Consider the following 25,326-nt stretch of genomic DNA (forward strand, 5'->3'; position numbering starts at 1 on the left):
GTACCAAAAAGCAAAATACTGCTTTTTTTGTTATAATGAACTTATTAAGCGTTAAAGGAGTCCATTTGAAAGGAATAATCGTGAAAGCCTTAGCGGGTTTCTATTATGTAGAGTCCGAAGGCAAGGTTTATCAGACCAGGGCTAGAGGAAACTTTCGTAAAAAGGGGCAGACACCCTATGTGGGGGATGAAGTTGAATTTTCTGCTGAGAAAGATTCTGAAGGGTACATTTTAAAAATAGCAGAGCGACAAAATAGTCTGGTGCGTCCACCTATTGTCAATATAGATCAAGCCGTCGTGATAATGAGCGCCAAAGAGCCAGATTTTAATCCTAATCTGTTGGATCGATTTTTAGTTCTCTTGGAACAAAAAGCTATCCGGCCGATTATCTATATCAGTAAATTAGATTTGTTAAGGGATGACGCGGAGCTAGATGTTTTCCTTAAAGCTTATCAAGCTATTGGTTATGATATTGCCAAAACAGTAGAAGAACTACTGCAGTTTTTAATCAGAAAAAAGACGGTCTTTATGGGGCAGACAGGAGTTGGTAAGTCCACTTTGCTTAATAAAATTGCACCGGATCTGAAATTGGAAACAGGGGAGATTTCAGAAAGCCTTGGGCGTGGCCGTCATACCACGCGAGCGGTTAGCTTTTATAATCTCAATGGAGGAAAGATTGCAGACACTCCGGGTTTTTCTTCCTTAGATTACGAAGTGGACAATGCAGAGGAATTAAATCGCGCTTTCCCGGAAATTGCTGCTGTCAGTCGAGACTGTAAATTTCGGTCGTGTACTCATACACATGAACCAAATTGTGCAGTAAAGCCTGCTGTTGGAAAGGGGCAAATTGCAAGCTTTCGTTTCGAGGATTACTTGCAATTTTTGAGTGAAATTGAACATCGTCGTGAAACGTATAAAAAAATAGCTAAGAAGCAACCTAAATGAGGAGGAATCTAAATGAATTCTTATAAAATTGCACCATCTATTCTAAGTGCAGATTATGCGAATTTTGAATCAGAATTGAAAAAATTAGAAGCAACAGGTGCTGAGTACGCCCATATTGATATTATGGATGGTCATTTTGTGCCCAATATCAGCTTTGGAGCTGGCGTTGTCGCCAGTATGCGCCCTCATAGCAAGCTAGCCTTTGACTGTCATCTGATGGTCTCCAATCCTGAGCATCATATTGAAGAATTTGCCCGTGCCGGTGCAGATATTATCAGCATCCATGCCGAAGCGACATCTCATATTCATGGGGCGTTGCAGAAGATTCGGGCAGCTGGTGTCAAGGCAAGTGTGGTTATCAATCCTGGAACACCAGTTGAAGCGGTGAAAAATGTTTTGAATTTGGTGGATCAAGTCTTGGTTATGACTGTCAATCCAGGCTTCGGCGGACAAGCCTTTCTGCCAGAAACGATGGATAAAGTACGTGAACTAGTCGTTTTGAGAGAAGTGAATCAATTAGGCTTTGATATTGAAGTAGATGGTGGTATCGATAATGAAACCATTCGAGTAGCTAAAGAAGCCGGTGCGAATGTATTTGTGGCAGGTAGTTACGTTTTCAAAGATGATGTGGCTCATCAGGTTCACACATTGAAAGAAGCATTGCATGACTAAGATTGCTATCTTTTCAGGCGGGATGATAGATAGTTTTCAAGTGGATTTTGATCTTTTTATCGGAGTCGATAGAGGGAGTCTTTTTCTCATTGAACAAGGCATTTATCCAGATTTAGCTATCGGTGACTTTGATTCTGTTTCAGAGGAAGAGCTAGCTTTGGTTTGTTCTCAATCTAAGGAGATACTTCAAGCACAACCTGAAAAAAATGACACAGATTTAGAACTAGCTGTCAAGACTGCTTTTGTACGTTATCCGCAGGCGCAAGTGACTATTTTTGGTGCTTTTGGAGGGCGCTTGGATCATACTTTGGCAAATGTTTTTTTGCCGAGCGATCCAGAAATCATGCCTTATATGCAACAAATTCGGCTTTGTAGTGCGCAAAATGAGCTCAGCTATTGTCCTAAAGGGCGTCACGAGATAAAGCCAGTAGCTGGTATGAATTATCTAGCCTTTATGCCTGTGAGCAATAGTCAGTTAACGATTGAAGGAGCCAAATATCCTTTAAATGAATCCAATTATTTTTTCAAAAAAGTGTATGCTTCTAACGAATTTATAGATGAGCCCGTTTTTTTAGAGTGCCAATCAGGTTATGTTATTGTCATTTATAGCAAAGATAGGAGTTAGTATGGAGTTTATAATTATCCTCTTATTGCTGGGAAATCTTGTTGTGACTTTTCTTTTATGGCAAAAGAATCAGCAACAGGCAGATCAGGTACAGAAATTGCTGGAAGATCAAGCTGATCACTTATCTGATCAGTTGGATTACCGTTTTGAGCAAGAACGGCAACGAAGTCTTCTGACACAACAACAACTGGAATTGGCTCTGGGAGATCGTTTGGGGGAGGTGCGTACGGATTTACATCGGAATTTAACGGAAATGCGTTTAGAAATAAGTGAAAATCTAACCCAAAATCGTGATAAGACAGATGAACGAATGCGCCAAATTCAAGAGTCAAATAACCACCGTTTAGAACAAATGCGCCAAACGGTAGAAGAAAAATTAGAGAAGACACTGCAAACAAGATTGCAAGCGTCCTTTGAAACGGTCTCAAAACAATTAGAGTCGGTCAATCGCGGTTTAGGAGAAATGCAAAATGTAGCGCGTGATGTTGGCACTCTAAATAAGGTGCTCTCCAATACTAAAACGCGTGGAATTTTAGGCGAATTGCAGCTTGGTCAAATCATTGAAGACATTTTGACACCGAGCCAGTATGAGCGTGAGTTTGCCACGGTTCCAGGCTCTAGTGAACGTGTAGAGTATGCAATTAAATTACCGGGACAAGTGGAAAAAGATTACATCTATTTACCAATTGATTCTAAGTTTCCTCTGGCAGACTATTATCGTTTGGAGGATGCTTATGAATCAGGAGATAAAGAAGAAATTGATTTTTGCCGTAAGTCTCTGTTAACTAGCGTCAAACGTTTTGCTAAAGACATTAAGAAAAAATATCTGGCACCTCCGGCAACCACGAATTTTGGAGTGATGTTTTTGCCAACGGAAGGGCTTTATTCAGAGATTGTTCGCAATCCAGAATTCTTTGACAATTTGCGCCGGGATGAGCAGATTGTGGTGGCAGGGCCGTCTACACTATCTGCTTTGCTTAATTCGCTTTCGGTCGGTTTTAAAACGCTCAATATTCAAAGAAGTGCAGATGACATCAGCAAGGTTCTGGGAAATGTCAAATCAGAGTTTAATAAATTTGGCGGTATTTTGCTCAAAGCACAAAAACATTTGCAACATGCATCTGGCAATATTGATGAATTGCTGACGCGAAGAACTAATGCTATTGAACGGACTTTGCGTCATGTTGAAATTTCGGATAAGTCGGCCTTAGATGGTCTATTAGATTTTCAAGATGAAGAGGAAGAATATGAAGATTAACCAAATGAAAAAAGATGAGCTATTTGAAGGATTTTATCTCATCAAATCTGCTGAACTTCGTCAAACAAGGGCAGGGAAAAACTATTTGGCATTCACCTTTCAAGATGACACTGGAACGATTGAAGGGAAATTGTGGGATGCACAACCACACAATGTGGAAGAATTTACTGCTGGAAAAGTTGTTCATATGCAAGGGCGTAGAGAAGTATATAACAACACGCCTCAAGTAAATCAAATTACTTTACGGTTGCCTAAAGTTGACGAACCAAATAATCCAGCTGACTTCAAGGAAAAACCACCAGTTGATGTACAAGAACTACGTGAGTATCTTTCACAAATGATTTTCAAAATTGAAAATCCAGTTTGGCAGCGTGTGGTGCGAGCCTTGTATGCTAAATATGATAAAGAATTTTATTCGTATCCAGCAGCAAAAACGAATCACCACGCCTTTGAAGCAGGGCTGGCTTTTCATACAGCTACCATGGTACGGTTAGCAGATGCTATTGGTGAGATTTATCCTCAGTTAAATAAGAGCTTGTTGTATGCAGGAATTATGCTACATGATTTAGCAAAAGTATTAGAATTGACAGGCCCTGAACAGACAGAGTATACGATTCGAGGGAATCTCATCGGTCACATTGCCTTAATTGATGAAGAAATTACAAAAGTGTTGGCAGAATTAAAAATTGATGATACGAAAGAAGATGTCATTATTCTCCGTCACGTTTTGCTCAGTCATCACGGTTTATTGGAATACGGTAGTCCGGTGCGTCCAAAAATCATGGAAGCTGAAATTATCCACATGATTGATAATTTTGATGCCGAAATGATGATGATGACCTCGGCTTTAGCCTTAGTTGGTGAAGGTGAAATGACCAATCGAATCTTTGCAATGGATAATCGTTCCTTCTATAAACCTAATTTTGATAAGTAAAAAACGAAAAACGAATGTTATTGCAAAAATAATGTTCGTTTTTTGAGCTTATTATGATATAATGAAGAAAATAAAATAAAATTGGTGAAAACATGAAATTAAGAAGAAGTGAACGTATGGTAGTCATTTCCAACTACCTAATCAATCATCCGTATGAGCTAACTAGTCTCAATACATTTGCCGAAAAGTATGAGTCAGCAAAATCATCTATTTCTGAAGATATTGTCATTATTAAACGTGCTTTTGAAGAAATGGAGATTGGACATATTGAAACCATTACAGGAGCAGGGGGAGGGGTTATTTTTACACCTTCTATCTCAGATAAAGAAGCTAGAGCAATGGTGGAAGAACTTTGTACGAAATTATCCGAAAGCAATCGGATTCTACCTGGTGGCTACATTTATTTGTCAGATTTGTTGAGTACACCTTCTATTTTAAATAACATTGGACGCATTATTGCCAAAACATTTAGAAAACAAAAAATTGATGCTGTTATGACAGTTGCTACAAAGGGAGTGCCATTGGCGAATGCGGTGGCAAATGTACTAAATGTTCCATTTGTGATTGTGCGGCGCGATTTGAAAATAACAGAGGGTTCAACGGTCAGTGTCAATTATGTGTCAGGCTCAAGCGGTGACCGTATTGAAAAGATGTTTTTGTCGAAGCGAAGCTTAAAAGCTGGCAGTCGTGTACTAATTGTAGATGATTTCTTGAAGGGCGGTGGGACAGTTAATGGGATGATTAGTCTTTTACGAGAGTTTGATTCGGAATTAGCTGGTGTAGCTGTTTTTGCCGAGAATGCACAGACAGAACGCGAACACCTAGAGTACAAATCATTATTGAAAGTGACAGATATCGATGTGAAGTCTAATAAAATCAGTGTAGAAGTGGGAAATATTTTTGACAAATAGATGAGGCGAGGATTTGAAAAAATGTTGGATTGGGATCAGAACTCCTTGAGGCCGATAATCTCATTGTTCTAGTTTTAGCATTCATTCTTGCTGTTGCATAAAAAAGATGGTGTGGCACGTACACCTGTTACAGGAAATCAAGATACTGTGACGTTTCAAACAAATGCAGGATATTCCTTCCCTTAAATATAATCAGCTATTATAGGACAAGTGAGAGCGACCTAGCTCAAGATCTAATGCCTTAAGAACAGATGTCCCGACTACAAAGACTACAGGGCAATAGTTGGGTTGCAGTTGAAAAAACATAAAAAATATATTGACAAATAAAGTTCCGTCGTGTTATACTAATAGACGGTACTTTTTACTTTTGGTCTCTCAAAAGTGTACAGAGACGTGCTGACAAATGTTGCAAAAGTGCACACAGATGATAGCTGTCACCAAGTGTATCATCACCAAAATTAAAAATACAGGAGAAAATGTAGATGCCTACAATTAACCAATTGGTTCGCAAACCGCGTAAATCAAAAGTAGAAAAATCGAAATCACCAGCTTTAAACGTTGGTTATAATAGTCTGAAGCGTGTACCTACTCGTGAAAACTCACCACAAAAACGTGGTGTAGCAACTCGTGTTGGTACTATGACACCTAAAAAACCGAATTCGGCTCTTCGCAAATTTGCTCGTGTACGTTTGAGCAATCTTATTGAAGTAACCGCTTATATCCCAGGTATCGGACATAACTTGCAAGAACACAGTGTTGTGCTTCTTCGTGGTGGACGTGTAAAAGACCTTCCAGGGGTACGTTATCACATCGTTCGTGGTGCACTTGATACAGCAGGTGTAACTGATCGTAAGCAAGGCCGTTCTAAATACGGTACCAAAAAACCAAAAGCATAAGGAAAGGGGATAAAGATAAATGAGTCGTAAAAACCGTGCGCCTAAGCGCGAAGTATTGCCAGATCCGCTCTACAATTCAAAATTAGTGACACGTCTTATCAACCGCGTTATGCTTGATGGGAAACGTGGTACAGCGGCTTCTATCGTTTACGGAGCCTTTGAGCAAATCAAAGAAGCTACTGGAAACGATGCACTTGAAGTATTTGAAACAGCTATGGAAAACATCATGCCTGTACTTGAAGTACGTGCTCGCCGTGTTGGTGGGTCTAACTATCAAGTCCCAGTTGAAGTTCGTCCAGAACGTCGTACAACCCTTGGTCTTCGTTGGTTGGTAACTATTTCACGTTCACGTGGAGAACACACTATGCAAGATCGTCTTGCGAAAGAAATTATGGATGCGGCAAACAATACTGGTGCAGCTGTTAAAAAACGTGAAGATACTCACCGTATGGCTGAAGCTAACCGTGCTTTTGCTCACTTCCGTTGGTAAGATTGCTACTCTTTTTAGAGACTTGCAAAAAGCTCAGTACTCTTACTAATTAGCATGAGTAATCAACAAGCGGGTAGGATTTGCCTACTCGCTTTTCTTAAAATATGTTATAATAAACTGTAAATAAAATAATAGGAGAAATAAGCAAATGGCTCGCGAATTTTCACTTGAAAAAACTCGTAACATCGGTATCATGGCTCACGTCGATGCTGGTAAAACAACAACGACTGAACGTATTCTTTACTATACCGGTAAAATCCATAAAATTGGTGAAACACACGAAGGTGCTTCACAAATGGACTGGATGGAACAAGAACAAGAACGTGGTATTACAATTACATCTGCTGCAACAACAGCACAATGGAAAGATTATCGTGTCAATATTATCGACACGCCAGGACACGTGGACTTCACTATTGAAGTACAACGTTCGCTTCGTGTATTGGACGGTGCTGTAACTGTTCTTGATTCACAATCAGGTGTTGAACCTCAAACGGAAACAGTTTGGCGTCAAGCAACTGAGTATGGTGTTCCACGTATCGTATTTGCTAACAAAATGGATAAAATCGGTGCAGACTTCCTTTACTCAGTAAGTACCCTTCATGATCGTCTTCAAGCAAATGCTCACCCAATTCAATTACCAATTGGTGCAGAGGACGACTTCCGTGGAATCATTGACTTGGTTCGTATGAAAGCTGAAATCTATACAAACGACCTTGGGACAGATATTCTTGAAGAAGAAATTCCTGCTGATTACCTTGAACAAGCTCAAGAATGGCGTGAAAAATTAGTCGAAGCAGTTGCTGAAACTGACGAAGACTTGATGATGAAATACCTTGAAGGTGAAGAAATTACTGAGGCAGAATTGAAAGCTGCAATCCGTAAGGCAACGATTAATGTTGAATTCTTCCCAGTTCTTGCTGGTTCTGCCTTCAAGAACAAAGGTGTTCAAATGATGCTTGATGCAGTTATTGACTACCTTCCAAGCCCACTTGATATTCCAGCTATTAAAGGTGTAAACCCAGATACAGACGAAGAAGAAACTCGTCCAGCTTCTGATGAAGAACCATTTGCAGCACTTGCTTTCAAGATTATGACGGACCCATTTGTAGGTCGTTTGACATTCTTCCGTGTTTACTCAGGTGTCTTGAACAGCGGTTCATACGTATTGAATACTTCTAAAGGTAAACGCGAACGTATCGGACGTATCCTGCAGATGCACGCAAACCACCGTAACGAAATCGAAACTGTTTACGCAGGTGATATTGCTGCAGCTGTTGGTTTGAAAGATACCACGACTGGTGACTCATTGACGGATGAAAAAGCAAAAATTATCCTTGAATCTATCGAAGTTCCAGAGCCAGTTATCCAATTGATGGTGGAACCAAAATCTAAAGCTGACCAAGACAAGATGGGTATTGCTCTTCAAAAATTGGCTGAAGAAGATCCAACATTCCGTGTTGAAACAAACGTTGAAACTGGTGAAACAGTTATCTCTGGTATGGGTGAGCTTCACTTGGATGTCCTCGTAGACCGTATGCGTCGTGAATTCAAAGTGGAAGCAAATGTGGGTGCTCCTCAAGTATCTTACCGTGAAACCTTCCGTGCCCAAACATCAGCGCGTGGCTTCTTCAAACGTCAATCTGGTGGTAAAGGTCAGTTCGGTGACGTTTGGATTGAATTTACTCCAAATGAAGAAGGAAAAGGCTTCGAATTTGAAAATGCTATTGTTGGTGGTGTCGTTCCACGTGAATTTATCCCAGCCGTAGAAAAAGGATTGGTTGAGTCAATGGCTAACGGTGTCCTTGCAGGTTATCCAATCGTTGACGTGAAGGCGAAACTGTATGATGGTTCATACCATGATGTCGATTCATCAGAAACAGCCTTTAAAGTTGCTGCCTCTCTTGCTCTTAAAGAGGCTGCTAAGACTGCGCAACCAACTATTCTTGAACCAATGATGCTTGTTACTATTACTGTTCCAGAAGAAAACCTTGGTGATGTTATGGGACATGTAACAGCTCGTCGTGGACGTGTTGATGGTATGGAAGCTCATGGTAACAGCCAAATCGTGCGTGCTTATGTACCACTTGCTGAAATGTTCGGTTATGCAACAGTTCTTCGTTCAGCATCTCAAGGACGTGGTACTTTCATGATGGTCTTTGACCACTATGAAGATGTACCGAAGTCAGTACAAGAAGAAATCATTAAGAAAAATAAAGGTGAAGCTTAATTAAGCAAAACTTACACGTCCGCAGCTGCGGGCGTTTTTTATGTGACTTTCAGTCCGTCTCGCTCCGTAAGGTGCGAGACAAATAAACCACCCGTTTGACGGATGGTTATGATTATAAAAGAGTTCAGATCCTTGTGGAATCTGAACAATTAATGATTCAACTCTACAGAGAAAAGAGAAACTTAGCCGCATCATCGGAACTATCAAGAGCTTTTAAGGAGTTTTTGCTCAAAAGAAAGACGGTGTCACATACTTTGAAGACTTCGGATAAATTATGAGAGGTCAGTAAAATAATTTTTTCAGAGCCGTATTCTTTTAGCAAATTGTATGCGGCGAAACGTCTTCGTTCATCCAGCCCGTCCAGCAACTCATCTAAAATAAGAATATCACTTTGAATAGACAGGGCATATAAGAAAGCGAACAGCTCTTTCATTCCTAGAGAATATTTTCCGATTTTTTTCTTGAAATAATTAGCTCCGCCCATTCTAGCTAAATTTTTCTGAAATGTACTTTGCTCCTCTGAGGACAATAATGTGAGATAGTCATGGGCTGACAGATGCTTGTCAAAAATGTCTAGGCTTGGAATGTAAGCAACTTTTCCGCTTTGGATTTCTCCATCGAATCCTTTGATTTCTCCGTTGATTAGACTAAAGAGGGTGCTTTTGCCAATGCCGTTTGGTCCGATCATTCCATAAAGCCCTGGAGTTGTCAGTTCAAACGTTAACTGTTGAAAGATAGTTGTTGTTAGATTGTTTATAGAGAATCCTGTCATAATTTCCCATCCTTTCTATAATAGTAATGCTGATATAGATAATGGGAAGCTAGTATAAACCCCAAACTCAAAACGAGCAGATAAACAACTCCTATGAGGAAGGCATTCTGAGGGAGAATTTTAATGTCATTGATGAGCTGCCCATAGCCAAGATATTCAAAAGGAAAAAATTTCTTGAGAGGCTGGAACCATTCTTCTTGAGATAAAGTGAGAAAACCAGTCAAGAAGACAACAATCAGGCCGATGACAACCAGGCTTTTCTTGAAAATGAGAGACAGGAGCTGACCCAGGCTGGCCAGGAAGAGGAGGGCGACCAGAAAGAGGGGCAGGGTTTGCAGGACAATCTGCCAGATGGGCACAATAGTCCGGTCCAGGTAGAGATAAGGATAGTTCCAGGTGCCAAAACTGTCCAGCAGGCCTTTGGCTACATAGAGGACAGCGAAGAGCAGGAGGGTGAACAGAAAGGTCACCAAGATAGGAACCAGCAGTTTGATGAGCAGGTGCTTGAGCTTGCGACCGCCCAGCAGCTGATAAAAACGAATCTGCGAACTCTCAATCTCGCTACTGAGGGAATCGGCTATAAGGACGGTGATGAGAACAAAGATGGTGGTAGAGGACAGCCAGGCTGTCATGATGTGGCCTATGCTAAAGGCAGCTTCGCTTGTGTTATTAAATGAAAGACTCGGACTTCCTCCGACTGCTTTTACAGCTTCGCGGTAACGGATACTAGCTTTTAAATTCTGATAGTCATCAGAGTTTTTGTCTGTTGTGGAGTTAAGTAGGGTTAACAAGCCCTGATATTCCAGTTGAGCAACTTTTTCTAGATCCTTCTTTTTTAAAGCGGCTAATTCTTCTGATAGAAGAACTTCTCTTTCTTGTTCCAATTTTAGCTGTTGACTGATAACCTTATCGGCAGGATTTAGCTGAGCCTGACTTTGTAAATTTTTCACCGATTGTTTGCTTTGTTGGAGCTGCTCTCTGATAATAGCCAGATTGCTATTGAAGCTCTGCTTGTTTATTGCTGTTTGGTTGAAGATAAATAGCCCCAAAAAGATGGCAGCCAGCAGGATTAGACAGATTTTATTTTTGGGACTTTTTAGAAAGCGTTTCAGTTCAAAGCGAAAAAAATCCATAAATATACCTCGTACAAAAGGAACATAGAGGCTAGATTGATAGCCTCTATGTTTAGCTATTAATAAGTCTGATAGTGATAGATATAAAGAAATGCTGGATTAATACCTTCATAACGATTAATCCGTTCTATTTTGGATACACGAAAACCTCTGTGATAATACAAGTTCATCCAAGAATAAGATGTTCGAGTGACTCCACCCATAACAAGATGAACCTCATATTTAGTGTGTACAACTGAGGCTATGTTAGCAGCTGAGACGATATTTTTGGCACCTAGACCAAGTAAAGTTGCAAGAATTGCAATCAATAAAGCGTTTTTCTTAACTTTTTTCACCATTGTATTTATCCTCCTTACAATAAATATAAAAGTGTTTGTCTAGACATTTTTTATTATATCATAAAAACTGCAAAATGTAAAGCGCTTTCACGTATAAAATGTCCACATTATTGTTCTTTTTCTGATAATTTAGAAAAATCACAAAATACTTTATAGATAATTACAGAATTTGAAAAGAGCTAAAGTACTAATATTAGAAATCAAATGAATATGACTACAAATAGATTTTGTGACAAGGCATAGTACTTCTAATGCTGAATCTTTCTGTAATGTATGGGAGCTATCGTGAAAAAAGTTTGAAAAAACAAAAAGAGGTTTCTTTTACTATGCTGAAATCAGTTGCAATTTTAAGAGAGAAAGTATATAATAGATATGTTGAAAGGTGATTTGTAGCAACTCAAGTTACTCTTTTCACATAAAAATTTTTTTGATTTTCATAAGGAGGAAATCACGAATGGTAGTTAAAGTTGGTATTAACGGTTTCGGTCGTATTGGTCGTCTTGCATTCCGTCGTATCCAAAACGTAGAAGGTGTTGAAGTTACTCGTATCAACGACCTTACAGATCCAGTAATGCTTGCACACTTGTTGAAATATGACACAACTCAAGGTCGTTTCGATGGTACTGTGGAAGTTAAAGAAGGTGGATTCGAAGTTAACGGTAAATTCGTTAAGGTTTCTGCTGAACGTGACCCAGAACAAATCGATTGGGCTACTGATGGTGTAGAAATCGTTTTGGAAGCAACTGGTTTCTTTGCTAAGAAAGATGCAGCTGAAAAACACCTTAAAGGTGGAGCTAAGAAAGTTGTTATCACTGCCCCTGGTGGAAGCGATGTTAAAACAGTCGTATTTAACACTAACCATGATGTTCTTGATGGTACTGAAACAGTTATCTCTGGTGCTTCATGTACTACAAACTGTTTGGCTCCAATGGCTAAAGCACTTCAAGACAATTTCGGTGTCGTTGAAGGTTTGATGACTACTATCCACGCTTACACTGGTGACCAAATGATCCTTGACGGTCCACATCGTAAAGGTGATCTTCGCCGTGCTCGTGCTGGTGCTGCAAACATCGTTCCTAACTCAACTGGTGCTGCTAAAGCTATCGGTCTTGTTATTCCAGAATTGAACGGTAAACTTGATGGTTCAGCTCAACGTGTTCCAACTCCAACTGGATCAGTTACTGAATTGGTTGCTGTTCTTGAAAAGAATGTTACTGTTGATGAAGTAAATGCAGCTATGAAAGCAGCAGCTAACGAATCATACGGTTACACAGAAGATCCAATCGTATCTTCAGATATCGTAGGTATGGCTTACGGTTCATTGTTCGATGCAACTCAAACTAAAGTTCTTGACGTTGATGGAAAACAATTGGTGAAAGTTGTATCTTGGTATGATAACGAAATGTCATACACTGCACAACTTGTACGTACTCTTGAATACTTTGCAAAAATCGCTAAATAATTCATTAGTATAGAGAAGAGAGGATTGCCTCTCTTTTTTGTTGTTATTTAAAAACCGTATATAATTATTCCGATTATGATTTGCTCCATGAAAAAAAACAACTTGAAATTATTAGATCAAGTTGTTTTTTTAGCTATTTATGCAAGATTATCTTGCTAGAGTTCTTCATCTGGTGTTAAAATCATTGGAATAATGATAGGCTCACGCTCTGTATTTTCATATAAAAATGGCCGAAGAGCATTTACAATAGCTCCATTGACAGACTGGATGCTGGCATCTTTATTTTTCAATGCAATACGTATCGCATTGAAAAGAATACGTTGGCTATGACGGATCAGTTCAACTGATTCCCGCATATAGATGAAACCGCGGCTGAGAATATCAGGACCGGCTAAGATCATCTTGGATTTAAAGTCAACAGTGGCTACTGCAAGGACAACGCCATCTTCGGAAAGGTCACGTCTGTCACGAAGGACTGCAGCACCAATTTCTCCAATACGATTGCCATCGACATAAATATCTTGTGCATTGAAACTTCCAGCAATGCGAGCAGAATTAGCAGTTAACGCTAGAACATCTCCATTGCTCATGATAAAGATATTGTCTTTAGGCACTCCAGTATCCATTGCAAGTCCCGCATGCACTTTTTGCATACGGTATTCACCATGGACGGGCATGAAATATTTCGGTTTTATCAAACGAAGCATGAGTTTTTGCTCTTGTTGACCTCCGTGTCCAGATGTATGGATGTTATTGATTTTTCCATGGATAACATCAACGCCTGCTTCTGAAATGGTGTTGATAAGCTTATTGACACTAGTAGTATTTCCTGGGATAGGACTAGAAGAGAAAATCACTGTATCACCTGGTTGAAGCTGTACTTGACGATGTGTTCCGTTTGCAATGCGTGAAAGGGCCGCCATTGGCTCTCCCTGACTACCTGTACACATGATGAGAATCTCACCAGCAGGGTAATCTTTGATTTCATTTGGTTCGATGAAGGTTCCTTTAGGTGTTTTGATGTAACCTAGCTCAATTCCATTGGTAATGGCTTTTTCCATTGAGCGTCCAAAAACGGCAATTTTTCGCCCAGTTTTAACAGCAGCCTCCGCAGCTTGTTGGAGGCGGAAGATATTTGAGGCAAAAGAGGCAAAGATAATCCGTCCATGAATGCCTTCGATGATCTTCATGATAGACTGTCCAACGACTTTTTCAGAGTTTGTGAAAGTCGGAATTTCCGCATTGGTTGAGTCAGACAGCAATGCTAGAACGCCATCTTCACCGAGGGCAGCCATTCGGTGCAAATCAGCGGGCTCTCCAACGGGGGTCAAGTCGAATTTAAAATCACCGGTACATACTATTTTCCCTTGAGGTGTGTGAATGACAATTCCCAAAGGTTCTGGAATGGAGTGAGTGGTACGGAAGAAGGTTGCCTTTAGATTTTTAAATTGAAGCTCAGTATTTTGATTGATTTCGTAGAGCTTGGCATCGCGTAAGAGACCGTGTTCTTCTAATTTACCACGGATAAGTGCAAGTGCAAGTGGACCAGCATAAATAGGAACGTTTGCTTGTTTAAGAAGAAAGGGAATTCCACCAATATGGTCTTCGTGACCGTGAGTGATGAGCACTCCTTTGATACGGTCAATATTTTCTACGATATAGGAATAATCAGGAATGACGTAATCAATCCCTAAAAGGTCGTCTTCAGGAAATTTAATACCAGCATCGACAATGATAATCTCATCTTGGTATTCGATGCCGTAGGTATTCTTTCCGATTTCTCCTAGACCACCAATGGCAAATACACCGACTTCTTCGGATTTTAAGGTATAAGACATGGTTTAAAGCTCCGTAATTGTAAAGTTGCCTGATTCTTTTTCATATTCTAAATGTTTATCAGACAAGCATGTGATAAATTCAATATTGTAAGGTGTTTTTTCTTCAACAAGTTTCTGTGCTTTTATTCGTCCGTCTAATTCGTCTTTGGCATCAATATCCAAGTAAAGCGTATGTGTGTTTTCGCGTCGTGGATTGCGTTCTTTTGTTTCTTGATAAAAAATTTTGTAAATCATTTCAGTTCCTTTCTTATTCATACTCAATCTACCAGAAAACAGCCACCTTATTTTCAAGGGCGGTTTTCATCTATTTGGTTATCCGAGTAATAAATTGATTTTGATACGTTACAATTATAATTATTATATCATAAAAAGGTTATTTAGTAAAAGAAAGAAATAAGAAAATCTAGGAAAACGATTTTCACAAGGTCTTGTTTTTTGTAAATCATATTGAGGAAATCCGTATTTTTTGTAGTATAATAGAAAGTAGATTAGCACGAAGGAAATACAAAAATGAAAGTTTTAGCTTTTGATAGCTCTAGTAAGGCACTGGCAATTGCTATTTTAGAGGATGAACAGTTGCTTGCTGAGATGACAATCAATATTAAAAAAAATCATAGCATTACATTGATGCCAGCAATTGATTTTCTCATGGAAAGTTTGGATTTAAAACCAACTGACTTAGAACGCATTGTGGTTGCAGAAGGTCCGGGTAGTTATACAGGTTTGCGAATTGCTGTGGCAACAGCTAAAACTCTGGCTCATACCCTTAAGATTGGTTTAGTTGGAGTTTCTAGCTTACAGATTCTGGTACCAGAAAGTATTGATGGCTTGGTTATTCCGCTCATGGATGCTAGACGCAACAATGTTTATGCTGGTTTTTATAAAAATGGTAGGACCGTTCAGCCAGAAGCTCATTTATCTTTTGAAGAGGTCTTGGAAAAAGCCAAGTCTGCTTCTCAAGTAACCTTTGTAGGAGAAGTTGAAAACTTCACAGAGCAGATTCAAACCGTTCTGCCAAATGCTCTTATCAAACGAACCCTGCCAGATACTATACTTCTTGCAAAAATCGGGTTGCACTTGCCAGTTTGCTCTATCCATGACTTCGTTCCTAAGTATCTCAAGAGAGTGGAAGCGGAGGAAAATTGGCTCAAAAATCATAAAGAAACGAACGAGTCTTACATCAAACGCTTATGATTGAGATTAAAAGAAATGAAAAAAAGCAGACTGTTGATTTGACAGAGCAGATTTATCAGGTATTGAAAGACGTGTATGCAGTCAGTCCATGGAGCATGGAACAAATAGAGAGAGATTTACAACATCCTTTGTCGAGCTATATTTTAGCTCTAGAGGGTCAAAATTTAATTGGTTTCCTGGCTTTTCAGGAGTCAGATTTTGAAGCGGAAGTCTTGCAAATTGCGGTTAAGAAGGCTTATCAAGGTAAGAAAATTGCGACTGCTTTGTTTGAACATCTGCCAATTAACAAAGAGATTTTCCTTGAAGTGAGGGAGTCCAACAAGCCAGCTCTGCTATTCTACAAAAAAGAAAGATTTGAAGAAATCGCGCGGCGGAAGGCCTATTACCATGCGCCAGTGGAAGACGCGATCGTCATGAAAAGGGAGAACTATGGAAGATAGATATATTTTAGCTTTTGAAACGTCTTGTGATGAGACCAGCGTGGCGGTTCTGAAGAATGAGACTGAGCTTTTGAGCAATGTCATTGCCAGCCAGATTGAGAGCCACAAGCGTTTTGGCGGAGTAGTACCGGAAGTGGCCAGCCGTCACCATGTGGAGGTAATTACGGTTTGTATTGAGGAGGCCCTGGCAGAGGCAGGGATTAGCGAGGAGCACGTCACAGCAGTAGCGGTCACCTACGGACCTGGTTTGGTGGGGGCTCTTTTGGTTGGATTGGCGGCTGCCAAGTCCTTTGCTTGGGCTCATGGGATTCCGCTGATTCCAGTCAATCACATGGCGGGACATTTGATGGCAGCCCAACATGAGGAAACCTTAGAATATCCACTTTTAGCGTTATTGGTTAGCGGTGGTCATACGGAGCTGGTCTACGTCAGTCAGGTTGGTGATTATAAGATTGTTGGGGAAACCCGCGATGATGCGGTCGGTGAAGCCTATGACAAGGTCGGTCGAGTCATGGGCTTGACCTATCCAGCAGGGCGTGAGATAGATGAATTGGCTCATAAAGGACAGGATATTTATGATTTTCCGCGGGCTATGATCAAGGAAGATAATCTGGAATTTTCCTTTTCCGGTCTCAAGTCTGCTTTTATCAACTTGCATCACAATGCCCAGCAAAAAGGAGAAGTATTATCTAAAGAAGATTTGGCAGCTAGTTTTCAAGCAGCGGTTCTGGATATTTTAATGGTAAAAACAAAAAATGCTTTGGAAAAATATCCAGTTAAGACTTTAGTAGTTGCGGGTGGTGTTGCAGCTAATCAAGGCTTACGTGAACGTTTAGCAGCTGAAATAACAGACGTCAAGGTTATCATACCGCCTCTGCGTCTCTGCGGTGACAATGCAGGAATGATTGCTTATGCCAGTGTCAGCGAGTGGAACAACGCCAATCTTGCAACGTTAAATCTGAATGCCAAGCCAAGTCTGGCGTTTGAGACGATGGAGTAAAGGAGAACAATGCGCGGACAGACATTTAAACAGGGTGCACAAGCTGCAGCGCCAACGGCTATGGGGTATATTAGTATTGGCTTAGCCTGTGGCATTATTGGTGCTCCCTATGTCACTCCTCTTGAAATGGCACTAATGAGTATTCTTGTTTATGCAGGAAGCGCTCAGTTTGCTATGCTAGCACTCCTTGCCATCCATGCACCAGTGACAGCTATTCTTCTGACAGTCTTTTTGATCAATTTGCGTCTATTTTTGCTGGGACTTCATACATCTACTTTTTTTCGACATGCAAGTCTATGGCAAAATATCGGTATCGGAATCCTTTTGACAGATGAAACATACGGCGTTTTACTAAGTGAGCACGTTCATACAAAGGATATTTCGCTTCAATGGATGTATGGAAATAATATAACAAGCTACCTTGCTTGGATGATAGGAACGGTGGTCGGAACGACATTAGGAAGTCTTTTGCCAAATCCAGAAGTGTTTGGATTAGACTTTGCGCTTGTGGGCATGTTTATTGGTATTTTTTCTTCCCAATTTTTAGTGATGTTACATAAAACAAAACTTCAAAAACTAATCGTAATTTTGGCTGTAGTAGCTTTATCATTTTATGCGTTAAGTATGCTTGTTTCTTCGTCTTTAGCTGTTCTAATGTCGACCTTATTAGGCTGTGCTGTGGGGGTAATGCTAGATGATAAATAATTATATTTTTGTCGCCATTCTTTTTTCAGCCTTGGTGACATGGTTATCACGGATTAGTCCATTTGTATTGGTGAAATATCGTGGCTTGCCTAAGATTGTAGAGCGGTTTTTACAGTATTTACCAGTCTCTATTATTTTTGCCTTGATTTTATCCAGCATTGTAAATGGGAAGATAGGGCAGCTGCCAACCTTCAAATGGCTAGATTTAATAGCTGTTTTTCCAACTAGCTATGTTGCCTTTAAGTATAAAAACTTGATTGCAACTGTTGTATTTGGCGTAGTCTTGATGGCCTTGCTGCGCTATCTGGCTGGATTTCTTGGCTTGTAAAGAAGAGACAAGACAGATTGAATCGATTGATTCGGTCTGTTTTTACTAAACTCTAAGAATTGTCTGAAAATATAATATTTTATGCTATAATGGAACCAATCAAAATCATAGAGGTTCGGAAATGGCAGAAGCAGGCCATAAATTTTTAGCAAAAATAGGAAAGAAACGCCTTCGCCCTAGTGGTAAGCTGGCAACAGACTGGCTGATTGAGCAGGGGCAGTTTTCCAGCGAAAAGAAGGTTCTAGAAGTTGCCTGCAATATGGGAACCACAACGATCGAACTAGCTAAAAAATATGGCTGCCAGATTACTGCAGTTGATTTGGATAAGATTTCGCTGAATCAAGCTCAGCTTAATGGAGACAAGGCTGGTGTTGGTGAGCTCGTCACATTTGAGCAGGCTAATGCCATGAAGCCGCCTTATGATGACAATTCTTTTGATATCGTTATTAATGAAGTCATGCTGACCATGCAGACAGAGAAGGGAAAGGCCAAATATATGGATGAGTACTACCGGATGCTGAAGCTAGGCGGAGTGCTTCTGACCCACGACGTCATGCTCAAGCAAAAAGATGAGAATGTCCGGGAAGAGCTGTCACGTGCGATTAATGTTAATGTTGGTCCTCTGACAGAAGGGTCTTGGATTCAGCTCGCTCTCACTCGTTTGATTGTGTAGATACCTTTGTTGGCGAAATGACCTTGATGAGCCTTCGAGGTATGATATATGACGAAGGACTGGGTGGTACCCTGAAAATCTGCTTCAATGCCCTCAAGAAAGAAAATTACAGCCAATTTATGAAGATGTTTAAGATGTCTCAAAAAAATCAAGAAAAACTGGGCTTTATTGCTATGGTTTCCTGGAAATAGAGAATTAACCTTCTGGACTCGATCTAGGAGGGTGTTTTTTTGTTTGTCGGAGTACTTGACATCTTTTATGAAACTTGTTATACTTTTTCAAGAATATTCAATGTTGATTATAGGTGTGAGATGATGACAAAATTATTAGTATTAGCTATCTTGGATATGAAAGCAATGTCGGGTTACGATGTTCAGCAAATGATGCAGACAACAGACGCTCAAAGATGGGGAGCTGTTCAAGTAGGCTCTATCTATCATGCTCTAAAGAAATTAGAGCATGAAGGATATATTACTATTTCTAGTGTCGAGCAGACAGGTCATCGCCAAAAAGTGATTTATCAGATAACAGATCAGGGAAGAGTCCATTTAAAAGAACTTATTCGTGAAGCTTTGGAAAGCCCAGTCCTTACTTATCCTTCGGCTTTATATGCTGGTTTGTCTTTTTATGAGCAATTATCAGATGATGAGGTGAGCTTAGCTCTGCAGGAGCAGGAAAATAAGTTAGACCGGGAAGAAATGCTTATTTTACAGGGATGGGAACAAAAACGAGAAGCTTTGAACAATCAAATATCGCCTATGGTACAACTAATTTTTGATCATATGCTGGCGATAGTTCGTGCCCAACGAGATTTTATCAAGCAGGCTCAAGACTATTTGCAAACTGAAGAGCAGTAGAGGGTTAGAAAACATTCTAACTCTTAAAAACTACTCTTATATTCAATATAGAATATACAACGAGGAGTAAAAATGAATAATTATCAAAAAAGGATACTGTTGTTTCAGAGTTTTAGACAGTTAACTGAAATGATTGTTATCGGTGGTGGAGGAAGCTGGCAGTGGTGGTTTGACAATACAATCTAAAGATTTATATATTGAAAGGAATCACTATGAAAAAACAAGAAAAATTAAATACCAATCGAAAAAAAGCTTTATTTGTTGTCGCTTTAGCCATTTTTACAGACATGTTTATTCATGGTATGATTGTGCCAATCCTACCAATTTACGCAGGTTCTTTAGGGATTTCCCAGACAGCTTTGGGGTTTTTATTTGGAAGCTATGCTTTAGCCCTGTTAATCACAACTCCTATTTTTGGAATGATTTCTGACAAGCTTGGCCGTAGAGGGCCGATGCTTTGGGGAATTCTTGGTTTGGCAGCTGCAACCCTACTCTTTGCTTTTGCAAATACTTTTTGGTTTTTGCTTTTAGCTCGTATTTTACAAGGCTGTGCTGCTGCAATCACATGGACAGCTGGTTTGGCTCTCTTGGCAGATTTTTATCCATCTGAAGAGAGAGGGCAAGCTATGGGAATTGCCTTATCAGGTCAGGCTATGGGGATTCTTGTTGGTCCAAGTCTGGGCGGCTGGCTCTACCAAATTGGTGGTTATATGTTTCCATTTTTTGTAGCAGCAGGTATGGCTGTTTTAGATGGTTTGCTGCGTCTTCTTTTATTGAAAGAAGAGCCGCATAGAGGGAAACAAACAGAACAGCAGCCATTTGAACTGTTAAGAAATCAGCAGTTTCTATTGATAGTCGGTGCTGTCATGATTGGTGCTGCGGTTCCAAGTGCCCTGCAGCCGACTTTACCCGCTAGATTTGAAGAAGTATTTCATGCTACACCACTTGTTATAGGATTACTTTTCGCTGTGCCTACGATTGCTTATGCAGTCATTGCTCCTCTGATTGGGAGGATCTCTACAAAATTAGGTCATGCAAGGATGACTGTTCTAGGTTTCATTATCACTGCGCTAGCCATGGCATTTGTCACTCTTACTAGCAATATCTATTTAGAAATAGTAGCTTTGAGTCTGATTGGCATCGGTATGGGAATGATTCTTGCACCTAGTCTGCCTCGTATGGCTGATTTAGCTCAGGAAAAAGAAAATGCTAGCTATGGTTTCACATTTGCGATTTATAATACAGCTTATTCTGTCGGTATGATGATAGGCCCTGTATTGAGTGGTCTCTTATCTGAAAACTTTGGTCTGCAATGGGCTTATGTTATTTTGGCAGGTGCCATCGTTCTTTATATGATGGTTTTTGTAAGTCGCTTAAATCATTAAAAAGGAGGTTTCGTTTTGAAAGAATATAAAAAACTTCAGCAGCTATTGCTGTCTATAGATGGGCAAAGCTACTCAGGCTATAAAAGAATAAAAGGTTTTTATCGGTTTCCTGATTATATTTTAGCGATTGATCATGTTCAGGTAGATCCCTACGCTCCACCATCAAAGATGAGAATTCTTATACAGCGTGAAACAGTGGACATTCCCAAAGAGTACATCAATCAAAAGAATAAGAGAATTGCTGTTTCGGATTTTTTAACACGAAACTTTTATAAACAAAGCCAAAAATTTAATCATTCAGTAAAAGGGACAGGTACCAGCGGTCTCATTATGATTGACCGCTGTGGCCAAGAAATGTTGGAGCGAACAGCTGTTTTAATAAAAGATAATCAGATTGAAGTTCGTTTTGAAGTTGGTCTACCGGCTGCTGGGAGACGCATTTTAGGAAAAGCGGCAAATCGAATTTTTCAAGATATTCTTCCAGAAATCATTAAGCAAGCTCTTTTCTATCGTCATCTAAATCAGACAGCTTTACGAACTCAGATTGATCTTATTTTGGATCAAAAATATCTCAGAGAAGAATTACCTAAACAAAATTTAGTCGCGTTTATAGCAAATGGATCAATTTTACCAAGAGAAAGCGGAATTTCAGATAAGCCTTTGATAGGAGCCAAACCTTTTCAAAGTCCGGCCAATCTGGAAATAGAATTTCATTTACCAAGCGGAAAAACTGTGACTGGCATGGGCATAAAAAAAGGAATTACCTTGCTCGTGGGTGGCGGTTTTCACGGAAAGTCGACAGTTTTGCAGGCACTTGAACGTGGTGTTTATAACCATATTCCTAATGATGGTCGTGAATTTGTACTAACGGTTTCTGATGCAGTAAAAATTCGTGCGGAAGATGGCCGCTCTATTCAAAAGGTAGATATCAGTCCCTTTATTAATCATTTGCCTGGTAATAAAGTTACAAAACAATTTTCAACCATGAATGCCAGCGGCAGTACTTCGCAGGCTGCGAATGTTGTGGAAGCATTGGAAGCTAGGGCATCTTTGCTTCTCATTGATGAAGATACATCGGCTACGAATTTTATGATTCGTGATAGAAGGATGCAGCAGCTGATTGTCAAAGAAAAAGAACCAATCACACCTTTTGTTGATAGAGTACAATCCCTCTATAAAGATTTAGGGGTATCAACTATTTTAATTATTGGCGGCTCAGGCGATTATTTTGAAATTGCTGACAGAGTTATTATGATGGATGAATACCTACCTAAAGATGTTACGGCTAAGGCAAAAAATATTGCAACAGCTGATTCTTACAATCGAGAAGATTCTGTGGAACCCTTTGAAATCCTTAGTAGGCGTGTTCCTCTTAGTTCTAGTTTCCCCTTATCTGGTAAGGAAGATCGTCTAAGAGCCAAGGGAAGATTGCATCTTCTTTATGGTTGGGAAACGATTGATTTATCTGGGTTAGAGCAGTTAGTCGATGACAGTCAAACTAATGCTCTTGCTGTTATGTTAGCCTATTTTAAAAATCATTTTTTAAATGACCATTCTTCTTTATCAGAAGCGGTTGAACAACTTTATCAACACATTGAAACTTTTGGATTAGATGCTGTCTCACCTTATACTGGACATCCCGGCAACTTAGCTTTACCAAGAAAACAGGAATTTTATGCCACGCTTAATCGTTATCGAGGTTTGAAAATAAAGTAACATTGTAGAAAATTTTTTTAAAAATTTGCCCTTCCCTAAGGTCATAGTATATACTAGTTAGGCGAGGAGGCAATTACATGTACCATATCAAAAAAGCTGCCCAGCTTTCAGGTGTTTCTGTCAAAACCCTACATCACTACGATAAAATTGGGCTTTTAGTGCCTGCTAAATCAGAAAATGGCTACCGAACCTACAGTCAAGCTGATTTAGAGCGCCTACAAGTCATCCTTTACTATAAGTACTTGGGCTTTTCCTTGGAGAAAATAGCAGAGCTGTTGAGTCAGGACGATCAGGCCTTATTGCCACATCTAGTACGACAGTTGGAGTATTTGGAACAGGAAAGAGATCACCTAGATACTTTAATCTCTACTTTGCAGAATACCATTCAAGCGCAAAAGGGAGAAAAGAAGATGACATTAGAAGAAAAATTTGTAGGTTTTACCTACGAAGATAATCATAAATACTACCAGGAAGCTGTAGAGGAATACGGTCAAGAAGTCATGTCGGAAGCATTGGTTCGTCAAAATGGACGGGAAGAAGAATCTGCCGCAGCCTTCAATCAAGTTTTTCAAAGTCTGGCAGAGAATATGCAACAAGGCTTGCCAGTTGAGGCAGCAGAAAATCAAGAGCAGGCAGAGCAGCTCTTGCAAGCCATTCGCACTTATGGCTTTGATTGCTCACTGCAAGTCTTTGCTCACATCGGTCAGGGCTATGTCCACAATCCAGAATTCAAGAAAAATATCGATAAATTTGGACCAGGCACTGCCCAGTATACAGCAGATGTGATTGCAGTTTACGTTCGAACCAATGCGAAATAAATAGGCTAGGAATTTCCTAGCCTATTTTGTTCTACTTTAAGTCATAAATCCAGTCGTCGCCGTCTTTATAGTAAAAGAATTCACTTAAATCGTCTTCTAAAAAAACACGCAGCATATCAGACATGTCACTGGTTGCCAGCTTTAAATGGGACAGATTTTTAAAATCTTCCCACCAGACCTTTCCTTCATCTGAGGATTGCAGCACACCGGAATAGTCCTCTGTCTTGTAGAGCAGTACGACATAACGAAAATCCTTGTCATCATACCAATCCTTTATACCGCAAAGTTGAGGCTTGGAGATGGTTAGTCCAGTTTCTTCTTTGACTTCTCTGATAACTGCATCGGTAAAAGATTCTCCGCGCTCTACATGCCCGCCAGGAAAAGTAATGCCGGGCCAGTCAGACTTCACTCGTTCTTGGACGAGAACTTTTTCTCCGTCATAAATCATGCACATGTTGACGAATTCTACATTTTCTAGTCGATTCATTTGCTTATTCCTTTTGTTTGACCTGAATGGTGAAATCTATACAATCACTCATAATGCAAGCCCCCTGCCACCCAGCCGGTGCAAAGGGCAGATGTGATGTTGAAGCCGCCCGTGTGGGCATTGATGTCTAGGACCTCTCCAGCAAAGTGGAGGCCGGGAACGAGTTTGCTTTCCAGAGTTTTAGGATTGATTTCTTTGAGGCTGACGCCGCCTTTTGTGACAAAGGACTTAGCAAGGGACATTTTACCAGTCACGGGGATTTTGAGATCCTTGATGGACCGGACGAGTTGATTACGTTCTTTCTCCGTTAGCTGTTTGACTTTTTCGGGAAAGCCTTGAACAAAAAATTCAGCTAAGCGTTCAGGAAGTAAGGTTTTCAAGGCATTCTTCAAGGATTTTTCCCGATTCTCTTCTAGAAATTCTGTCAATTCGTTTTCAGAAAGCTGAGGCAAGGCATCTAGTGAGAGAACCTCTCCTCCCTTGACAAAGCTAGACATACGTAGGGCAGCAGGACCGGATAGCCCGAAGTGGGTAAAGAGCAGGTCGTGGGTGACGACATGCTTGCCATAGCTCAGAGTCACATCGTTCAGCGAAATCCCTTGAAGTGCTTTGTGAGGGAAGTCGGTCAGAAGAGGACTTTCGGCAGCTTCCAAGTTGGTCACAGTGTGCTTAAAGTGCCGGGCAATTTCGTAGCCAAAGCCTGTCGAGCCAGTGGAAGGGTAAGACTTACCGCCTGTTGTCACAATCAATTTCTGACAGGTCCAAGCATGCTCGCTGGATTTGACAGTGAAACGCTCATCGGATTTTTTGACAGAGACGATTTCGGTATTGGTGATGACAGAGCCACCCAGCTCTGCAATCTTCTTTTCCAATACGTCGATAATGGTACGAGACTTATCTGTAGCTGGAAAAACACGACCGTGGTCTTCGACCTTGAGTTTGACACCATTCTCTGTAAAAAAGTTGATAATATCATGATTGTCAAACTGAGAAAAGACGCTGTACAGGAAGCGACCATTGCCAGGAATGCCAGTCATGAGGTCATCCAAGTTTCCGTTATTAGTCACATTGCAGCGACCGCCACCTGTTCCTGCTAGTTTCTTACCCAGACGTTTATTTTTCTCGAGAAGCAGGGTTTTCTGTCCATAAAAAGAACTGGAAATGGCAGCCATCATGCCGGCCGGACCTCCGCCTATAACGATTGTATCAAAATGTTTCAT

At 40.3% G+C, this 25,326-nt stretch carries 26 protein-coding genes and 1 pseudogene; 20 read left to right on the plus strand and 7 right to left on the minus strand.

The genetic code is table 11. The features are described from left to right. The first annotated feature begins 65 nt into the window (after nt 1-65). From rsgA to fusA, 9 genes are all read left to right on the plus strand, one after another. Nucleotides 66-944: a ribosome small subunit-dependent GTPase A gene (rsgA, locus tag HMPREF1654_RS03425; protein WP_003077493.1), complete on the plus strand. Its 879-nt coding sequence runs from the start codon at nt 66-68 to the stop codon at nt 942-944. 12 nt (nt 945-956) lie between these two features. Then, nucleotides 957-1,616, plus strand: coding sequence for a ribulose-phosphate 3-epimerase (gene rpe, locus HMPREF1654_RS03430; RefSeq protein ID WP_003077561.1), 660 nt, complete (start codon nt 957-959; stop codon nt 1,614-1,616). After that, the gene (locus tag HMPREF1654_RS03435) at nt 1,609-2,241 is read left to right on the plus strand and encodes a thiamine diphosphokinase (RefSeq protein ID WP_003077645.1); all 633 of its coding nucleotides are present in this window, start codon (nt 1,609-1,611) and stop codon (nt 2,239-2,241) included. Before rpe ends, HMPREF1654_RS03435 begins: the two co-directional genes overlap by 8 nt. Before the next feature lies 1 nt (nt 2,242). Next, entirely contained in the window at nt 2,243-3,499 is a 1,257-nt protein-coding gene (locus HMPREF1654_RS03440; protein ID WP_003077738.1) for a DNA recombination protein RmuC, read from the plus strand. Next, nucleotides 3,489-4,433: a 3'-5' exoribonuclease YhaM family protein gene (locus HMPREF1654_RS03445; protein WP_003077508.1), complete on the plus strand. Its 945-nt coding sequence runs from the start codon at nt 3,489-3,491 to the stop codon at nt 4,431-4,433. The genes HMPREF1654_RS03440 and HMPREF1654_RS03445 overlap by 11 nt, the downstream gene beginning before the upstream one ends. A gap of 92 nt (nt 4,434-4,525) precedes the next feature. Next, nucleotides 4,526-5,344, plus strand: coding sequence for a pur operon repressor (gene purR / locus HMPREF1654_RS03450; RefSeq protein WP_003077581.1), 819 nt, complete (start codon nt 4,526-4,528; stop codon nt 5,342-5,344). A 482-nt stretch (nt 5,345-5,826) separates the two neighbouring features. Further along, a complete protein-coding gene (gene rpsL, locus HMPREF1654_RS03455; protein WP_003026451.1) occupies nt 5,827-6,240 on the plus strand; it encodes a 30S ribosomal protein S12 in 414 nt (137 codons plus the stop codon). 19 nt (nt 6,241-6,259) lie between these two features. After that, on the plus strand, nt 6,260-6,730 hold the full coding sequence (gene rpsG / locus HMPREF1654_RS03460) for a 30S ribosomal protein S7 (protein WP_003026449.1): 471 nt from the start codon (nt 6,260-6,262) through the stop codon (nt 6,728-6,730). A 148-nt stretch (nt 6,731-6,878) separates the two neighbouring features. Beyond that, complete coding sequence (gene fusA / locus HMPREF1654_RS03465) at nt 6,879-8,960, plus strand: elongation factor G (protein ID WP_003074701.1); 2,082 nt, start codon at nt 6,879-6,881, stop codon at nt 8,958-8,960. Between the two features lie 163 nt (nt 8,961-9,123). Here fusA and HMPREF1654_RS03470 read toward each other — a convergent pair whose 3' ends face one another. The 3 genes from HMPREF1654_RS03470 to HMPREF1654_RS03480 are packed head-to-tail and all read right to left on the minus strand — an operon-like array spanning nt 9,124 to nt 11,203. Then, the gene (locus tag HMPREF1654_RS03470) at nt 9,124-9,732 is read right to left on the minus strand and encodes an ATP-binding cassette domain-containing protein (protein ID WP_003077827.1); all 609 of its coding nucleotides are present in this window, start codon (nt 9,730-9,732) and stop codon (nt 9,124-9,126) included. After that, entirely contained in the window at nt 9,729-10,865 is a 1,137-nt protein-coding gene (locus HMPREF1654_RS03475) for an ABC transporter permease (protein ID WP_003077496.1), read from the minus strand. The genes HMPREF1654_RS03470 and HMPREF1654_RS03475 overlap by 4 nt, the downstream gene beginning before the upstream one ends. Nucleotides 10,866-10,924: 59 nt before the next feature. Further along, nucleotides 10,925-11,203: a hypothetical protein gene (locus HMPREF1654_RS03480; protein ID WP_003077743.1), complete on the minus strand. Its 279-nt coding sequence runs from the start codon at nt 11,201-11,203 to the stop codon at nt 10,925-10,927. Between the two features lie 454 nt (nt 11,204-11,657). Here HMPREF1654_RS03480 and gap point away from each other — a divergent pair, with 454 nt between their 5' ends. Next, entirely contained in the window at nt 11,658-12,665 is a 1,008-nt protein-coding gene (gene gap, locus HMPREF1654_RS03485) for a type I glyceraldehyde-3-phosphate dehydrogenase (RefSeq protein WP_003074699.1), read from the plus strand. A 155-nt stretch (nt 12,666-12,820) separates the two neighbouring features. Here the strand turns inward: gap and rnjA are convergent, their stop codons facing one another. Next, the gene (gene rnjA, locus HMPREF1654_RS03490) at nt 12,821-14,503 is read right to left on the minus strand and encodes a ribonuclease J1 (RefSeq protein ID WP_003077695.1); all 1,683 of its coding nucleotides are present in this window, start codon (nt 14,501-14,503) and stop codon (nt 12,821-12,823) included. 3 nt (nt 14,504-14,506) lie between these two features. Next, entirely contained in the window at nt 14,507-14,737 is a 231-nt protein-coding gene (locus HMPREF1654_RS03495; protein ID WP_003077554.1) for a DNA-dependent RNA polymerase subunit epsilon, read from the minus strand. Between the two features lie 276 nt (nt 14,738-15,013). On the opposite strand from HMPREF1654_RS03495, the gene tsaB reads away from it, so the two are divergent. The 10 genes and pseudogenes from tsaB (at nt 15,014) to HMPREF1654_RS03545 (ending at nt 23,619) form a co-directional block, all read left to right on the plus strand. After that, nucleotides 15,014-15,697 carry a tRNA (adenosine(37)-N6)-threonylcarbamoyltransferase complex dimerization subunit type 1 TsaB gene (gene tsaB, locus HMPREF1654_RS03500; RefSeq protein ID WP_003077661.1) on the plus strand — a complete coding sequence of 228 codons (684 nt, stop codon included), beginning with the start codon at nt 15,014-15,016 and terminating at the stop codon, nt 15,695-15,697. Then, nucleotides 15,694-16,137: a ribosomal protein S18-alanine N-acetyltransferase gene (rimI, locus tag HMPREF1654_RS03505; protein WP_003077764.1), complete on the plus strand. Its 444-nt coding sequence runs from the start codon at nt 15,694-15,696 to the stop codon at nt 16,135-16,137. Before tsaB ends, rimI begins: the two co-directional genes overlap by 4 nt. Beyond that, the gene (tsaD, locus tag HMPREF1654_RS03510) at nt 16,127-17,137 is read left to right on the plus strand and encodes a tRNA (adenosine(37)-N6)-threonylcarbamoyltransferase complex transferase subunit TsaD (protein WP_003077506.1); all 1,011 of its coding nucleotides are present in this window, start codon (nt 16,127-16,129) and stop codon (nt 17,135-17,137) included. Before rimI ends, tsaD begins: the two co-directional genes overlap by 11 nt. Nucleotides 17,138-17,146: 9 nt before the next feature. Further along, entirely contained in the window at nt 17,147-17,842 is a 696-nt protein-coding gene (locus HMPREF1654_RS03515) for an AzlC family ABC transporter permease (protein ID WP_003077633.1), read from the plus strand. After that, on the plus strand, nt 17,832-18,170 hold the full coding sequence (locus HMPREF1654_RS03520; RefSeq protein WP_003077641.1) for an AzlD domain-containing protein: 339 nt from the start codon (nt 17,832-17,834) through the stop codon (nt 18,168-18,170). Before HMPREF1654_RS03515 ends, HMPREF1654_RS03520 begins: the two co-directional genes overlap by 11 nt. A gap of 121 nt (nt 18,171-18,291) precedes the next feature. Beyond that, a pseudogene (locus HMPREF1654_RS03525) lies at nt 18,292-19,034 on the plus strand (class I SAM-dependent methyltransferase). A gap of 123 nt (nt 19,035-19,157) precedes the next feature. Then, nucleotides 19,158-19,700 (plus strand): PadR family transcriptional regulator, encoded by a 543-nt coding sequence (locus HMPREF1654_RS03530; protein ID WP_003077851.1) that lies wholly within the window; start codon nt 19,158-19,160, stop codon nt 19,698-19,700. Between the two features lie 212 nt (nt 19,701-19,912). Further along, nucleotides 19,913-21,085 carry an MFS transporter gene (locus HMPREF1654_RS03535; RefSeq protein ID WP_003077747.1) on the plus strand — a complete coding sequence of 391 codons (1,173 nt, stop codon included), beginning with the start codon at nt 19,913-19,915 and terminating at the stop codon, nt 21,083-21,085. A 15-nt stretch (nt 21,086-21,100) separates the two neighbouring features. Further along, nucleotides 21,101-22,801, plus strand: coding sequence for an ABC-ATPase domain-containing protein (locus HMPREF1654_RS03540; protein ID WP_003077445.1), 1,701 nt, complete (start codon nt 21,101-21,103; stop codon nt 22,799-22,801). 77 nt (nt 22,802-22,878) lie between these two features. Further along, nucleotides 22,879-23,619, plus strand: coding sequence for a MerR family transcriptional regulator (locus tag HMPREF1654_RS03545; RefSeq protein ID WP_003077522.1), 741 nt, complete (start codon nt 22,879-22,881; stop codon nt 23,617-23,619). A 31-nt stretch (nt 23,620-23,650) separates the two neighbouring features. Here HMPREF1654_RS03545 and HMPREF1654_RS03550 read toward each other — a convergent pair whose 3' ends face one another. Both HMPREF1654_RS03550 and aao read right to left on the minus strand, forming a co-directional pair. Beyond that, complete coding sequence (locus tag HMPREF1654_RS03550) at nt 23,651-24,106, minus strand: 8-oxo-dGTP diphosphatase (RefSeq protein WP_003077687.1); 456 nt, start codon at nt 24,104-24,106, stop codon at nt 23,651-23,653. Nucleotides 24,107-24,150: 44 nt separating this feature from the next. Next, nucleotides 24,151-25,326 carry an aminoacetone oxidase gene (gene aao, locus HMPREF1654_RS03555; RefSeq protein ID WP_003077736.1) on the minus strand — a complete coding sequence of 392 codons (1,176 nt, stop codon included), beginning with the start codon at nt 25,324-25,326 and terminating at the stop codon, nt 24,151-24,153.

The sequence above is a fragment of the Streptococcus intermedius SK54 = ATCC 27335 genome, assembly GCF_000413475.1.
GTDB classification, from domain to species: domain Bacteria; phylum Bacillota; class Bacilli; order Lactobacillales; family Streptococcaceae; genus Streptococcus; species Streptococcus intermedius.

Coding starts and splice junctions, on each gene's coding strand:
- rpe (WP_003077561.1), top strand. CDS start 957: ATGAATTCTTATAAAATTGCACCATCTATTCTAAGTGCAGATTATGCG.
- HMPREF1654_RS03435 (WP_003077645.1), top strand. CDS start 1,609: ATGACTAAGATTGCTATCTTTTCAGGCGGGATGATAGATAGTTTTCAA.
- HMPREF1654_RS03440 (WP_003077738.1), top strand. CDS start 2,243: ATGGAGTTTATAATTATCCTCTTATTGCTGGGAAATCTTGTTGTGACT.
- HMPREF1654_RS03445 (WP_003077508.1), top strand. CDS start 3,489: ATGAAGATTAACCAAATGAAAAAAGATGAGCTATTTGAAGGATTTTAT.
- purR (WP_003077581.1), top strand. CDS start 4,526: ATGAAATTAAGAAGAAGTGAACGTATGGTAGTCATTTCCAACTACCTA.
- rpsL (WP_003026451.1), top strand. CDS start 5,827: ATGCCTACAATTAACCAATTGGTTCGCAAACCGCGTAAATCAAAAGTA.
- rpsG (WP_003026449.1), top strand. CDS start 6,260: ATGAGTCGTAAAAACCGTGCGCCTAAGCGCGAAGTATTGCCAGATCCG.
- fusA (WP_003074701.1), top strand. CDS start 6,879: ATGGCTCGCGAATTTTCACTTGAAAAAACTCGTAACATCGGTATCATG.
- HMPREF1654_RS03470 (WP_003077827.1), bottom strand. CDS start 9,732: ATGACAGGATTCTCTATAAACAATCTAACAACAACTATCTTTCAACAG.
- HMPREF1654_RS03475 (WP_003077496.1), bottom strand. CDS start 10,865: ATGGATTTTTTTCGCTTTGAACTGAAACGCTTTCTAAAAAGTCCCAAA.
- HMPREF1654_RS03480 (WP_003077743.1), bottom strand. CDS start 11,203: ATGGTGAAAAAAGTTAAGAAAAACGCTTTATTGATTGCAATTCTTGCA.
- gap (WP_003074699.1), top strand. CDS start 11,658: ATGGTAGTTAAAGTTGGTATTAACGGTTTCGGTCGTATTGGTCGTCTT.
- rnjA (WP_003077695.1), bottom strand. CDS start 14,503: ATGTCTTATACCTTAAAATCCGAAGAAGTCGGTGTATTTGCCATTGGT.
- HMPREF1654_RS03495 (WP_003077554.1), bottom strand. CDS start 14,737: ATGATTTACAAAATTTTTTATCAAGAAACAAAAGAACGCAATCCACGA.
- tsaB (WP_003077661.1), top strand. CDS start 15,014: ATGAAAGTTTTAGCTTTTGATAGCTCTAGTAAGGCACTGGCAATTGCT.
- rimI (WP_003077764.1), top strand. CDS start 15,694: ATGATTGAGATTAAAAGAAATGAAAAAAAGCAGACTGTTGATTTGACA.
- tsaD (WP_003077506.1), top strand. CDS start 16,127: ATGGAAGATAGATATATTTTAGCTTTTGAAACGTCTTGTGATGAGACC.
- HMPREF1654_RS03515 (WP_003077633.1), top strand. CDS start 17,147: ATGCGCGGACAGACATTTAAACAGGGTGCACAAGCTGCAGCGCCAACG.
- HMPREF1654_RS03520 (WP_003077641.1), top strand. CDS start 17,832: ATGATAAATAATTATATTTTTGTCGCCATTCTTTTTTCAGCCTTGGTG.
- HMPREF1654_RS03530 (WP_003077851.1), top strand. CDS start 19,158: ATGACAAAATTATTAGTATTAGCTATCTTGGATATGAAAGCAATGTCG.
- HMPREF1654_RS03535 (WP_003077747.1), top strand. CDS start 19,913: ATGAAAAAACAAGAAAAATTAAATACCAATCGAAAAAAAGCTTTATTT.
- HMPREF1654_RS03545 (WP_003077522.1), top strand. CDS start 22,879: ATGTACCATATCAAAAAAGCTGCCCAGCTTTCAGGTGTTTCTGTCAAA.
- HMPREF1654_RS03550 (WP_003077687.1), bottom strand. CDS start 24,106: ATGAATCGACTAGAAAATGTAGAATTCGTCAACATGTGCATGATTTAT.
- aao (WP_003077736.1), bottom strand. CDS start 25,326: ATGAAACATTTTGATACAATCGTTATAGGCGGAGGTCCGGCCGGCATG.